General features: G+C 57.9%; 8 protein-coding genes and 1 pseudogene. 1 reads left to right on the forward strand and 8 read right to left on the reverse strand.

Going from position 1 to position 13,807, the window contains the following annotated elements; genetic code table 11:
• Positions 1-8: 8 nt before the first annotated feature.
• Positions 9-2,165, reverse strand: coding sequence for a nucleoside-diphosphate sugar epimerase/dehydratase (locus tag FJ986_RS03655; RefSeq protein ID WP_140498437.1), 2,157 nt, complete (start codon positions 2,163-2,165; stop codon positions 9-11).
• A gap of 436 nt (positions 2,166-2,601) precedes the next feature.
• Here FJ986_RS03655 and FJ986_RS03660 point away from each other — a divergent pair, with 436 nt between their 5' ends.
• Positions 2,602-3,480 (forward strand): sulfotransferase domain-containing protein, encoded by an 879-nt coding sequence (locus FJ986_RS03660; protein ID WP_140633010.1) that lies wholly within the window; start codon positions 2,602-2,604, stop codon positions 3,478-3,480.
• A gap of 98 nt (positions 3,481-3,578) precedes the next feature.
• On the opposite strand, the gene FJ986_RS03665 is transcribed toward FJ986_RS03660, so the two are convergent.
• From FJ986_RS03665 to FJ986_RS31145, 7 genes and pseudogenes are all read right to left on the reverse strand, one after another.
• Positions 3,579-5,777, reverse strand: coding sequence for an acyltransferase family protein (locus FJ986_RS03665; RefSeq protein ID WP_140673430.1), 2,199 nt, complete (start codon positions 5,775-5,777; stop codon positions 3,579-3,581).
• Between the two features lie 50 nt (positions 5,778-5,827).
• Positions 5,828-5,920: pseudogene (locus FJ986_RS30670) on the reverse strand (sulfotransferase); the annotation flags it as partial.
• 12 nt (positions 5,921-5,932) lie between these two features.
• Positions 5,933-7,150 (reverse strand): glycosyltransferase family 4 protein, encoded by a 1,218-nt coding sequence (locus FJ986_RS03675; RefSeq protein ID WP_140633003.1) that lies wholly within the window; start codon positions 7,148-7,150, stop codon positions 5,933-5,935.
• Positions 7,151-7,156: 6 nt separating this feature from the next.
• Positions 7,157-9,088, reverse strand: a complete 1,932-nt coding sequence (gene cysN, locus FJ986_RS03680) for a sulfate adenylyltransferase subunit CysN (RefSeq protein WP_140513523.1) — start codon at positions 9,086-9,088, stop codon at positions 7,157-7,159.
• The gene (gene cysD, locus FJ986_RS03685; RefSeq protein ID WP_246681277.1) at positions 9,088-10,083 is read right to left on the reverse strand and encodes a sulfate adenylyltransferase subunit CysD; all 996 of its coding nucleotides are present in this window, start codon (positions 10,081-10,083) and stop codon (positions 9,088-9,090) included. The genes cysN and cysD overlap by 1 nt, the downstream gene beginning before the upstream one ends.
• Positions 10,084-11,487 carry a lipopolysaccharide biosynthesis protein gene (locus tag FJ986_RS03690; protein WP_224519136.1) on the reverse strand — a complete coding sequence of 468 codons (1,404 nt, stop codon included), beginning with the start codon at positions 11,485-11,487 and terminating at the stop codon, positions 10,084-10,086.
• Between the two features lie 289 nt (positions 11,488-11,776).
• Positions 11,777-13,597 carry a sugar transferase gene (locus tag FJ986_RS31145; RefSeq protein WP_140498431.1) on the reverse strand — a complete coding sequence of 607 codons (1,821 nt, stop codon included), beginning with the start codon at positions 13,595-13,597 and terminating at the stop codon, positions 11,777-11,779.
• Positions 13,598-13,807: the final 210 nt, after the last annotated feature.

Here is a 13,807-nt window from a genome sequence, read left to right on the forward strand (position 1 = left end):
GCTGGGCCTCAAGCGGCCGCCTCGTGTGGACGCGTGCTTGCCTTGGCTGAACCGAGGATCACATGAGGCACGAAGGGCGCCGTCACCGCCGCCGCAGGCTTGGCTTCGTCTCTGCGGTAACTGGGAAGCATATCCGCAACAAGATTTAACACTCCCTCAGTGTCGCCGGCCCTCGCCAAGCGACGCAATTGCGAAAATCCCTTGCGAAGCGTGTCAAGCGGCATCGCGTTGGGCACGGCGCCCAAGACTCCGGAAATCGGAACGTCGACACGTCTTTCGCTTTCGTCGAAGAGTTCCTCGAACAGCTTTTCCCCCGGCCGGCAGCCGACAATCTTGATCTTGATGTCCTCATCCGGCCGAAATCCCGCGAGCTTGATCATGCGGCGCGCCATGTCGATGATCTTGATTGGCGCACCCATGTCGAGAACGAAGATTTCGCCCTGTCCGAGTTTTTTCTCCAGACCATGGGCCGATGCCTGCAAGGTCAGTTCAACCGCCTCGCGTATTGTCATGAAGAAGCGCTTCATCTCCATGTCGGTCACGGTCAGTGGACCGCCGTGGGCGAGTTGGCGCTTGAATAGCGGGATCAGCGACCCGCTCGAACCCAGAACATTGCCGAAACGAACGGTCATGAAGCGGACGGGGGTATCGCCGGCGGTAAAGGCGAGGTCCAGGGACTGGCAGTAGAGTTCCGCTAGGCGCTTGGTAGCGCCCATGACACTGGTCGTGTTCACAACCTTGTCGGTGGATATCTGGACCATTGCCTTGGCGCCGCAAAGGCGGGTCGCTTCTGCCACGTTCATAGTACCGATGACGTTGGTAAGAATGCCCTCACAGGGATTCAACTCGACCATCGGCACATGTTTGAGCGCCGCCGCGTGGAAGACCAGGTCGACGCGATGGCGTCGGAAAATCTCGCCCAGGCGAACAGGGTCGCGTACGTCGCAGATATATGGCTTCCGGCGCACATTCGGGAATTTCTCCGCCAATTCCAGATCGATGGCGTACAGATTGTACTCGCTGTTATCGATCAGGACCACTTCGGTGGGGCCGAGCGCGGCAATCTGCTGCGTGAGCTCTCCGCCGATCGAGCCTCCGGCGCCGGTGACGACGATGCGCCTGTTTTCGATCATTCGGGACAACGCATCTTTATCAAGAACCGCCTGCGGCCTCTCCAGAAGGTCGGTAAGTTCGATGGGGCGCAAGTCGAAGCGACTCTGATATTTAGGATTGCGCAGTTCCAGGACCGGGGCGGGGCGAGAGACAGCGATGCCCAGACGGTCGGCCCGGTCGATCAGCGCTTCAAGCATCGGGTCGACGAGGCCAGGCACCCTTTCGGTGAAAATCACGTGGCGGGGCTTGATGCCGCGACCTTCCAGATCGCCGATGACCATGTCGAAGTCTTCGATGCTGCCCAGAACCGGCACGCCACGCAGGAAATAGCCCTCTGTCGTTGCGCCATTATCGAGCACGCCGACCGGCCAATGGCGTGCATTCGGATCCCGCTGCAGCGCGCGAATATAAAGATCGGCCGCATCGCCTGCACCGATCAGCAGCACAGGGACCACGTCGCGTCCGTTTCTCGCTCTGTTCGCAGTCGGACCAAAGCGGCTTAGCTCAACGAGCTTGGAGCGGATGCGAACTGAAATAAGCAGCGGCACGAGCAACAGAAACTGGATCACTATCACCGAGCGCGGGATCGAATCGAGCCGTGTAGCCACAAACATCAGGAACACGAAGGCCAGCGATGTGACGAATGCCGCGCGAACGATACCGAGCATGTCGCCGACAGAAGCATATCGCCAGTTGCGGGTGTAGAGGCAAGTCACCGGGAAGACCACGGCGCATGTAAGCAGGAAGCAAGGGAGTGCGAAGAGCAACGAAGCGTGGCTTTCCGGACCGGTGAATTCTCCATCAAGGCCCAATCGCATGAATGAAGCAAACGACAGTGCCGCCAGCGCCAGGGCCAGATCGATGATGTAGAGATGAAGGTTCTTGCCAACGGCCTTGGCGCGCCCGGTCACCCGCCGGCGCAAGTAAGACAGCACATGAACAATCGTCCGCGGTTTGCTGACGAGACGGCCGAGAGCGATCGCAGTGGCCAGCAAAAGGGATTGGCCTCCCAGTGGACTGATTGCCTCAAACGGCTGATCTGACTGGCTCATTCTAGACCTCGACAAAGCTTAGCCGCCGCGACCCAAGAGAGCGCGTCAAGAGATGCGGCTGTTTGAACTCGCAGGCACAAATCCGTGCCTGCCAGTCCCTTGCTCAATCAAGAACAGGTTGGCCTGCAATCGTTCGGATTCGAGGCTACGATCTTATCGCTGCTATGGGGCGCTTTACCCGCTTTCTAAGCAACACATGCTTTTGTGCATGGGGGGCTATCGGAACTGCAAGCGGACTTTGCCGCGTTAATCCAAAGAGGTACTCCCATCAGTCCGGGCCAGCCAGCTAGCTAGGTCTCGCTGCACCGACGCAATGGCTTACAATGGCGGAGATTAAAATGGTCGCTTGAGTTTCGGTCCGGCGGTCCCGTTCTTCGGGCACTTCATTGTTGACGCCGCCAATGCGCCAAACTCACGCTAGCAGAGGAAGCTTTCTATGCTCGGACAGTTGAAGAACAATCTTCGCGACGCTACCTTTTTCCTTGGCGAAGCCGTCGTTCCAAAGAAAATACGCTACTCCGGTCCCCTGGGAGCGCTGCGCCGCCAGATGATCTTTTGGTCGCGAGACTCCTTTGTGCTTTCATACCCGAAATGCGGTAGAACGTGGCTGCGCACCATGGTTGGCCGCGTCATCGACAAACACTACGGCCTTAACCTGCAGAATCCGATGGAAATCCAGCATTTCTGGAAGATCTCGTCGAACATCCCCTGCATTGGCTTTTCTCACGACGACAGCCCAAACCTTAAGCGTCCCAGCGAAATCCAGGCCGATAAGTCAAAATATTCAGGAAAAAAGATCCTATTTCTGGTTCGGGATCCGAGAGACGTGCTTGTTTCATATTATTTCGACGCAACGCACCGAATGAAGGTGTTTGACGGAACGATCAGTGAGTTTCTTGCCCAGGATGTCGGCAGCATTGATTCCATCATAGCGTTCTACAACGCTTGGGCGCACAACCGCGATAAGGTGAAGGCATTTCAAATGCTGTCCTACGAACATATGCGCCAAGCTCCAAAATCGGCGCTTCGCACGGCGCTAGATTTTCTGGGCATTCAGGGCGTGCCGGAGATGATCCTCGATGAGGCGACAACCTTTGGCTCTTTCGAGAATTTGCGAAAGATCGAAATGGCAGACGCTTTCGGCCACGAAAGAATGCGCCCGACGGACCAGTCGAATCCCGACAGTTTTAAGGTGCGCCGGGGTAAAATTGGCGGTTATGTCGACTATTTCAACAGAGACGAGATCGCTTACATGGATGAAAGAATTTCCAGCTCTTTGGACCCGTATTTCGAAATATACCACCGCAAGGCATAGCGTCGAGCTCTACTGCAAGGGGAAGCCTTGTCGCTTCCGTGCTGGGACGTCGCATAAGACTTCCCGGTCGAAAAAGTCCACGGCTCTTCCTTCGCCTGTCATCGGTCATTTCCCCACCGTGCTTTGATGGCGTCCATGATCAAAACGTTGAGCTTGGACGCGCCGGTCTCGCTGAGATGGTTATCGTCCCGATAAAAAATCTGAGAGCCTCGATTGGCGAAACAGCGCTGTTGATCGCAGAAGGCCTTCTCCGGATACACACGCACGAGATTTGGATCGGATCCGACATTATCGTATAATGCGTATGTCCGTTGCGTTCGCCGGCGGAAATCCCCGTAGGAAACCGAAATCGGGTCCGCCTGCATATAAGCTGCAGGATCGTTCTGGCGTCTGGCCCGCATGAGAAGCACCTGCGGGACGTTCCAACCCATCTCCGGGACAGGATAGACTAAGACAACTTTCACCCCGCGCTCCAGAAGTGTGTTTATGGTGCGGGAAATGGCCGTGGCGACTGCAGCCGGATCGGCGGGCCCGGTTTCACCCAGCTTGGCCAAATGCGGGTGATCGTCGCCCGGCTCGATTCCCCCCTCGCCATTGTTGTAACGGCTCTGCTCCACAAGAATGGGGAGACGCCACAAGAGCACGGCTATCGGTCGCTTCAGCCTGCCTACGTAGTCGAGCCTCTTGTCATTGTAGTCGCCTGGACAACCCGGTTGGTCCACGTCAACCCTTTGCAGACCGAGGAGAAATACGCAGCCGCCTCGATTGAGCGGTGTGAACGAGGCGATATCTCGGTAGTCATCGAGGCTGTCTCGCATCGGACCAAGCAGAGTGCGAGCGTGAGAGTCACCTAAACTAACAAGAGCATAGCCCTCGGGATTCGAGCCATGAAAGGTACAAGGGCCCTGTTCAGGCGCAAAGTTGAGACAGCTCTTCCCGTTCTGAAAGATCTGAGCCTCGCGAATATCAGATGCAGCGGCAATCGGGGCCAGGCCGTCCGCAAAACGGCTTGGCATGCCATTTTGGACATACCAGTAGTATCCGCCGCCGCTGAGTAACACGGCCCCCAGTGAGGCAATCAGCCATATAACGTGCTTGCTGGTTCGCTTTCTGCTACGGGTCGGAATCTCAACGAAGCGGTAAGTCGCAATGGCAAGTATAATTGACATCAAAATCCAAAAAAATACCATCATACCACCGACAGAATCGGTTGCGCTCATTCTGCCGAAAGCAAATATCGGCTGATGCCAAAGATAGAGGGAATATGATATCAGACCGACAAATACAAACGGTTGGGAGGAAAGCGCTCGTGTAATGGGATCGCCGTGTCCTGTATACCAGATAAGCAATGCCGTTCCTGCAACCGGGATCAGCGTCACAAGTCCCGGGTGGTGCCACTGCGGCCGCATCAGCGGCACCGCGCAGATCAGGAGCGCCAAACCGACCGCAGGCGCGACTCGCGAAGAGCGCATCGACACAAGCCGGCCGCCAGTCAATTCACGTCTTGCCAGAAACACCCCCAACCCTAGTTCCCAGATTCGGGGTGGCAGTAGAAAAAAAGATGCGTCCGGGAAATGCCGCGTCATCCACTCCGCAAGAATGAACGAAACGACGAGCCCAATGCACAGGATGGCTGTTAAAAATTTCCGAGAAAATTTCCACACCAGTAGAAGAAAGCAAGGGAAGATCACGTAGAACTGTTCTTCGACCCCCAAGCTCCAGGTGTGAATTAGTGGACGAAAAAGATTGTCGGCTGCGTCATAGCTCGCGACATGCCAGAAATATAGATTGGAGGCTGAAAACACGGTTGCCAAAAGGCTAGCCGAATAGTCTCTAAAGGCACTCGGCAGCATATATAGCCAAGCGAAGGGGATCGTTACTGCTAAGACGGTATACAGCGCAGGTAGGATCCGTCTCGCGCGACGCTCGTAAAAGTTGGCGAACGAGAAAGTCCCATCCATGACTTCCCGCTGTACAATCGAGCCAATCAGATAGCCGCTAATAACAAAAAAGACATCAACGCCAATAAAACCGCCCGCAAAGGGGTCAAGGCCCGCGACGCGAAGCCCTGAATGGTAGAGGATCACCAGAACGACTGCGATCGCCCTCAGGCCGTCAATTTCACGTCGATATCCAACTTGACCGGCCCGGGTCGTGGCCATGATCCCACTCTGGGCAGCTCCCGTGTCTTGGTTCGCATTGCGGGCAGGATGATGGGCTTCGTACGGCAGACCTCGATCAATGCCGGGGGAACCATATGTCAATGGCGCAGCTGACTTTTCGTGAAACTCACTCATGTCAAAGGAGGCCCTTCCCTTGGATGCGTCTATCAGGATGCCGGCGTGCTGACGCTCGGATCGGCCTGAAGCTGCTGCTGCAGCCAGGTCGTTGTGCTTTTTGCGGCTCCGATGACAAGGAAATCGATGTGCTCTACCCGCATTGCGAAAATCCTTTAACCGCCGATTTCGCTGGTTAGGTCGGTCGCCAAGCCGGCTTTGCGGGAGCAAAGCGCCCTGTCATAGATCTTCATGACATTTTCGACATGGCGGTGCGTGCTGTAGGAGAAGAAGGCGTGGTCGCGGGCTGCATCGCTGATCCGGGCCCAGAGCGGCGGATTGGACAGCAACCGCGATAGCGGCTCCATGAAGGCCCCGGCGTCTTCCGGTGTGACCAGAAATCCGGTCCGCCCGTTCTCGATAGCTTCCGGATTGCCGCCATGATCGGTTGCAACCACCGGCGTCCCAAGAAACATCGCCTCGATAAGGGTTCGGCCGAAGGGCTCTCCCATGGCGGGAACCACCAGAACATCCGTTGCCGCGAGGAAAGGTTCGATCGGGTTGCGAAAACCCATGAAGCGCACCGTTTGGCCGAGCCCGCGCTCGGCGCAGCGCACGCGGGCGGCCGCTTCAAGATCTTGCGAGCCCGCGGGTGAATTCCCGAACACGCAGCCGACGACCGGGATTTGAGGATGCTCCCGCACGAAACGATCAAGGATATCGATGAAGAGGAGCGGCCGCTTTCGTTCGATCAGCCCGCCGATGAAGCTCAGGACGCGTGTTCCTGGTGCAAGGCCTAGCTCGTCCAGAAGTGCGGCCTTGGCCGCGATCCTGTCAGGCACAGTCGACGGATGGTCGAAGGGACTATGGATGACGCTGAGCCGTCCCTTGAGGGATCTGATCGGATGCCGCGGTCGCGAAAATCGAGACACCGTCACCATGCGATGCGCGATGAGCGGCGCAAGCACGTTAGCGCCCTTGGCGTCGGGGTCGCCGCGATGATGCCAAACCAGCCGAGCACCTGCCAGTCTCGCCGCAATGCCCCAATTCACATGCGTCCTGCCGTCATTGGTGTGAACGATATCGAACTTCTGCTCCTTGATGAAACGCCGCATGCGCGGAAGCGTACTGGTCAGATAGGTCATGACATCGCCGGGGATTGTTCCCTTTCCAGGCGAAGTCGTCGGCAGCGGAAAACCCGTGAAGGGCTGGCCCTCCATTTGCAGAAAGGCCGCCAGAGGCCCGGCCGTTTCCTGAAGCACCAGAATCGGAACGACCTTCGATGTATCGAGGTTCTGGATGAGCTTGAGCGCCGAGATGTGGCTTCCACCGACATCATCACCGATAAATGGAAAGCAAACCCGTATCGGCCCTTGGCTAGCTCCTCCAACCATCGCCTGTTACCCGGTCGCGGTTCCGAGGTAGCTGCCTCGTTCAAGGTAGCTGACGATCACTTCCGCGGCCTCCTCGGCGCTCAGATCCGGCGTAACGGTGATCTGTGGCGCTTCCGGGCGCTCATAGGGACTGCCGATGCCCGTGAAATTCTGGATCAACCCATTTCGGGCGCGTCGATAAAGGCCCTTCGGGTCGCGGCTTTCAGCGACCTCCAGTGGTGTGTCGATGAAGATCTCGATAAACTGCCCTGGGCCGAAGAGGTCGCGCGCCATCCGCCGCTCCGCCTGGAATGGCGAAATGAATGAAGTGAGCGCTATCAGCCCCGCGTCGACCATCAGCTTGGCGGCCTCGGCGACGCGACGAATGTTCTCCACGCGATCCGCGTCGGTAAAGCCGAGATCTCGATTCAAGCCATGGCGAACATTGTCGCCGTCCAGAAGGTAGGTGTGCCTGCCGATCGCATGGAGGCGCTTCTCCACGAGATTCGCGATCGTCGACTTTCCGGAGCCCGACAGGCCTGTGAACCACAGCACCACGGGCTTTTGACCTTTGGCGATCGCCCGCGCATTCATGTCGACATCCAGTGCTTGCCAATGGACGTTGTTCGCCCTGCGCAGACTGAAGTCGATCATTCCGGCACCGACCGTGTGGTTGTTGATCCGGTCGATGACGATGAACGCGCCGGTTTCGTGCACGTTAGAGAACGGGTCGAAGGCGAGCGGTGCCTGTGTCGTCAAGTTGACGAAGCCGACGTCGTTCTTCTCGAGGGTTTTTGCTGCCAGTTTTGCAAAATTATTGATGTCAACCCGGTGTTTTATCTGCGTAACGCTCGCACCCACCACGCTGGTGGCGAGCTTGATCAGATACGGGCGGCCGGGGATCAATGGATCCTCGTGCATCCAGAGCAGATGGGCCGCAAACTGGTCTGACACTTCCGGGCGCTCCGCCGCCCCCGCCAGGACGTCGCCGCGAGAAACGTCGATCTCGTCTTCGAGCGTCAGCGTGACAGCCTCGCCGGCCGCTGCCTCCGACAGGTCTCCGTCCTGGGTGACGATGCGCTTGACCAGGCTCGTCACGCCGGATCGTGCCACGACCACACGGTCTCCCGGCCGGATCACGCCGGCGGCGATGGTGCCGGCAAACCCGCGAAAGTCGAGGTTCGGGCGATTGACCCATTGCACCGGCATCCGGAAAGGCGCGCTACGGCGGTCTCGTTCCACCTCGACGGTTTCCAGATGCTCGATGAGCGTCGGGCCCCGATACCAGGGCAGGTTCTCGCCTTTCGAAAGAACATTGTCGCCATAACGCGCCGACAGCGGGATGGCATCCAGAGACGCGAAGCCAAGTGGTTCCGCGAAGCTTCGATAGGTCGCCTCGATCTCGTCGAATACCGTTTGCGAATAATCGACCAGGTCGATTTTGTTGACCGCAAGGACGACATGCCGGATTCCGAGCAGCGAAACGATGAAGGAATGTCGGCGTGTCTGGGTCAGAATGCCCTGCCGCGCATCGACAAGAATGATCGCCAGGTCGGCATTGGATGCGCCAGTAGCCATGTTGCGGGTGTATTGCTCATGGCCGGGCGTGTCGGCGACTATGAATTTGCGCCGCTCCGTGGCGAAGAAACGATAGGCCACGTCGATCGTAATGCCCTGTTCGCGCTCGCTGGCCAGACCGTCGACCAGAAGGGCGAAGTCGAGATCGCCGCCGGTTGTGCCGTGGCGTTGGGAATCGCGGGTAAGTGTGGCAAGCTGGTCTTCCATCAGCAGCTTCGTGTCGTAGAGCAGCCTGCCGATCAGCGTCGACTTGCCGTCGTCCACGCTGCCGCATGTCAAAAATCGCAGCAGGCTCTTCTTCTCGTGGACAGCAAGATATTGCGAAGTGATCTCGTCTATCGAAGAAGATTCGAGTTCCGCGGTTTGAGCAAAACCCAGCATCAGAAGTACCCCTCGCGCTTTTTCTTTTCCATCGATGTTGCCTCGTCATGGTCGATCAGCCGACCTGATCGCTCGGAGGTCCTCACGACAAGCATTTCCTGGAGCACTTCGGGAACAGACGCGGCAGTGCTTTCAGTGGCCGCGGTGAGGGGATAGCAGCCGAGCGTGCGGAAGCGTACCGAGCGCATTTCGGGGGATTCGCCTGGGCGGAGCGGCAGACGATCGTCGTCCACCATGATCAACTGTCCGTCGCGCTCCACCACGGGGCGTTTGGCCGCGAAATACAGCGAGACGATGGGGATGTTCTCCCTCATGATGTACTGCCATATGTCGGTTTCGGTCCAGTTCGAGAGAGGAAAGACCCGGACGGACTCCCCTGGTTTCAGCCGGCCGTTGTAGAGGTTCCATAGTTCCGGGCGCTGGTTCTTTGGATCCCAGCCATGGCTATCGCTGCGCAGCGAAAACACCCGTTCTTTCGCGCGGCTCTTTTCCTCGTCGCGCCGCGCGCCGCCGAAAGCGGCGTCGAAGCCGAGCGAGGTCAGTGCCGATTTCAGCGCCTCCGTCTTCATGATCTGCGTGTAGGTCGACGAGCCATGTGTAAATGGCGTGATCCCTTCGGCCAGGCCGGCCTCGTTGCGACGCACCAGCAGCTTCAGGCCAAGCCGCGCGACAGTCTCGTCGCGGAAACGGATCATTTCTTTGAATTTCCACGTCGTGTCGATGTGGAGAAGGGGGAACGGCAGTTGCGACGGATAGAAGGCCTTCATCGCGAGATGGAGCATTACGGCCGAGTCCTTGCCCACCGAATACAACATCACCGGGTTGCGCAGTTCGGCGACGACCTCGCGAATGATATGGATTGATTCAGCCTCGAGTCGTTGCAGATGTGTGAGCGACGAAGGAGAGGAAGGCGAGCGCCGCTGCGCTGCAGGCAAAGTGACCAGGGCTTGAGGTGCCTGGGCTTGAGGCGCAAGAGCTTGAGGTGCAAGAGACATCTAGATCGCCTTTGAAGGGGCAAGACTTGCTTGGTTGAGAGCGTCCGCCGGCGGGGTTTGCCGGTCGGGATGATGGGCGGTCTTGAGCGCCTGTCGCAACGAAAGCGCCAGGCCGAAGGCCCACAGAATGCCCAGGACGATATGGGCAATATTGCCCCCCATCGCGCCGATCCGCGGGATGAGCAGGAGGGCCGTCACGTGGAAGGCGGCTGTGGCAACCACAACAATGCGCAACACCTCACGTTGCCGGCCCATGGCAAGCAGCGCCGAGCGGGCGGCTGAGCCCGAAAGCACGAACGTGACCGCCACCATCTGCACGATGACGAGGCTGGCTGCGCCTATGAACTCCGGTCCCGCGGTCCAGGCGAGCAGCGGCCGGATGAGCACCGCCACGACCAGGACGCAAATGACGCCAAAGCAGAGCAGCATGGCTTCGGTCTGAAAGATCACCCGCTTGAATTCCTCGATGCTGCCTTTTGCCCAAAGGCGGGCGACATCGGGATAGAGAACGTTTTGCACCTGCGGGCCTACTTGCTGGCCGACGCGGCCTATGCGCTTGGCGATCTGGTACAAGCCAGCCGAGGCCGGGTCGGCTAGCCATCCGACCAGCAGCGTATCGAGCTCTTGCGCGCTCGCGCGCAAGGTGAGTGAGATGTTCGACGACCACGCGAAATTCCAGATGCCAGGGAAGCGGCGTGTGATGCCGGCCAAAGGCGCGCCCAGGACATTGTGGACACCCTGCCTGTGTAGCGCGCGCATGGTCAGCGTCAGGAGCGCCAGGGAGCCGAGGATCTGCGTTCCGGCCCAAACCGCCGTGAAGTAAGCGAGATCGCCATTGAGCAGCACGCCGAGCAGACACAGCAATACGCGCAGAACGGCGTTGAGCAACTGCCCATAGGCGAGGAGGCGGAAGTTGCCGGCCATGCGTTGGACAGCCACGGGGACGCCGGAAATCTGAAATAGCAGAACGCTGGAGTAGAGAACAAGAAGATGCACGATTTGCGTCGACCAACCGAAAACCGGCGCAATGAGAAGGGCCGCGCCAATGGCGACGACCCAGGCGCTGACAGCGGCGCCGACATCGATAAGCAGGCCGAACTTCATGAGGACGCGCAAATTCTCGTGGCCCTCGGATGCGTTCATGCCGGCTGCGTATTTGATAATTGGCTGCCACGACTGGAAGCTGACAACGCGCTCGACAACCCTTGTGAACGCGATGATCAATGCAAGCTCACCATAGTTCGTCACCCCAAGCGCTCGTGCTGAAAGCGTAAAGGCTACAAGCGCCAGCAATGAGCCAAGAAAATTGCCGGTCAGAAGGTGTGCGATATTGGCCAGGCGCGTGCGGCCCGCACTCTTGCGCCTGGCAGCTTGCAGCACCCGTCGAGCCAGTCTTCCGATCATCGCAACCGTAGCCAAAGTCGCCCCGCTCATTCTTGATCGGCAGTACGCGTCCCTTGGTCGTTCTCCGGGATTGTTTCTGCCGATGCATCCATCATCGGCAGAAACCAGAAAGCTGCCACGACCAAGTTTGGTCCTGTCGCAACCCCAATAAGCTAGGACCTGATCGCCGCTACGACCGATGGCCTACCCCATTAGCGGTAGCAGCTTCATGGCCGTTTTATCGCCAAATATATGCGGAACAAAAAAGTAGAACTATAAGACATACCGAACTAATAAAGAGAAAAATTGCCTATATATTTGGCTTTGTAAATTTAAATAAAAGCAAACGGCTCCATATCCTATTAATCTCCTCGGGATGAAGCACGACATATATGGTGCGCCTCTTTCGCTGTTGGTCGAGGATTGATCTAAGGTTGGATCCGGTAAGAGATATGCCGAAATCCGACGGGCCCGAATAGGCTTGGCCGAGCATGCGATCCAGCATCAACTCTCCCAAGGCCGGAGTGTAACGCGCAGAGCTCCAGTACCACCGCATCGTCTGATGACGATCGCCCGGATCCGGAATGTCTTCCATTGTAACGGAGTTATAGCCGCTAAAATCCCACAGTTTCACTTCAGACGTGGCTGTCTTGGATGCGTTGACCTGACTTACGGTATACGTCAGATCCACACGCCAGCGGTCGTAAACCGGGAGTAGCCCCATGGCCCTGAGTGCTTCCATCTGACGAGCATGTATCGGCGAAATGAAGAGCGTGACGTCTACTCCAGCGGCGGTGAGACGATCCAGAAGGTCATGCAACAGGCCGATTCTGGTGATGTCATAATCGAAGCTGCCGGGAGACGAAAACTCCGCCATCAACCGATTCAGCCTCTGGTCGGACACCTGTCTGTAGCTGTAATTATGTGCCAACATGATCTGGTGAAAACCGTCTTCCTTGTCGGTCTCCCGAAATCCAATGCTGTTGGCGTGCACCGTCCGCAAAGCGTCGATAAAGCTTTCGGGGGAGAACAGGGACCGCGCATAAACGATAGGCATTGGAACTCCGGCAAAGCCGGACTCCGGAAAATCTTGGGTTTCCGTTCGGTCCGCCTCAAACATGGAGAAATCGAGATTGACGATCATCCGGCGGGGTGCGCCGTGAGCCAGGGCGAACATGCCAATGTCATAGAGTTCGACCATGCTCGCATGCGGAACCGCGGCATTGTAGGCCTTCAGCCTAGCTAGGCTCGGTCCGGCGGGATCAAGCCCGACGCGCGCCCGCGAGCCGCCGAGGATCAAAGTGTCGTAGTCGGTGAGCCATAGACGTAGTGAGCGCTCGGCTGTCGTACCGATCGAAAGGCGATGTGTCTTTTCGGCATTGAAATCAGGAATCTCCAGATGATGGTTGATCCCATATGGATCGACAACAAAAACGAAAGCGGCAGTCCCAAGTTCTAGCAGAATACCGATGGCTGCAACCCTTGCGGCCAACCGTGGCAGGCGCGATCCAGACGTCCTCAACGGCCCGCCCGACTGCAAAACCTGCGAGCCCATGAACTCGGGCATGGTGGCGTGTCCCGCGGCGCTGATCCCCTCTCGGGTGAAGATCTTGTAAAAGGTCAGGCAGAGAATTTTCAGGTCAAGTGCGAAGGTCCGGTGATCGACATACCAGACGTCCAGGACGAAGCGGTTCTCCCAATCAAGTGCGTTGCGGCCGTTCACCTGCGCCAAACCTGTGATGCCGGGAATGACTTGGTGACGACGCGCCTGCTCAGGGCTATAGCGGGGGAGATACTCCATCAAGAGGGGACGAGGCCCGACGAGGCTCATCTCACCCCGCAATACATTGATCAATTCGGGCAGCTCATCAAGGCTGCTTGCGCGCAGAAAGCTGCCAAAGCCAGTCAGCCTGTCAGCATCGGGAAGCAGCCGGCCATGACGATCCCGACGATCGGTCATCGTTCTGAGCTTGATTATCTTGAATGGTTTCCCGTGCAGGCCGGGACGTTCCTGGCGGAAAAAAACAGGCCGCCCAAGAAGCAGCGCGACTGCTATTGAAAGCACCGCGATGAAGGGCGACATCAGCAGCAGAAGGCAGGCGGCACCGAGCAGGTCGAACGTGCGTTTCATGAGCGATGCTCCTTTCATCGGCATGCCTGCCGCAGCTCGCTGATACGTCCTCTGGCCAACCGCAAGGCTTCGTAGTGGTCAAAAGCCAGGCCACGCCACGGGACACAATCTCGAAGTCTACATGTGCCTTGTGTCTTGAGACCGATCCCAATCAGGGACGATGTGCGGGCATTGCCTTCCACGCGCGACAGGTCGCCGCTTTTAGTTACA

The sequence above is a fragment of the Mesorhizobium sp. B1-1-1 genome, from assembly GCF_006442955.1.
In the GTDB taxonomy this organism is placed as follows: domain Bacteria; phylum Pseudomonadota; class Alphaproteobacteria; order Rhizobiales; family Rhizobiaceae; genus Mesorhizobium.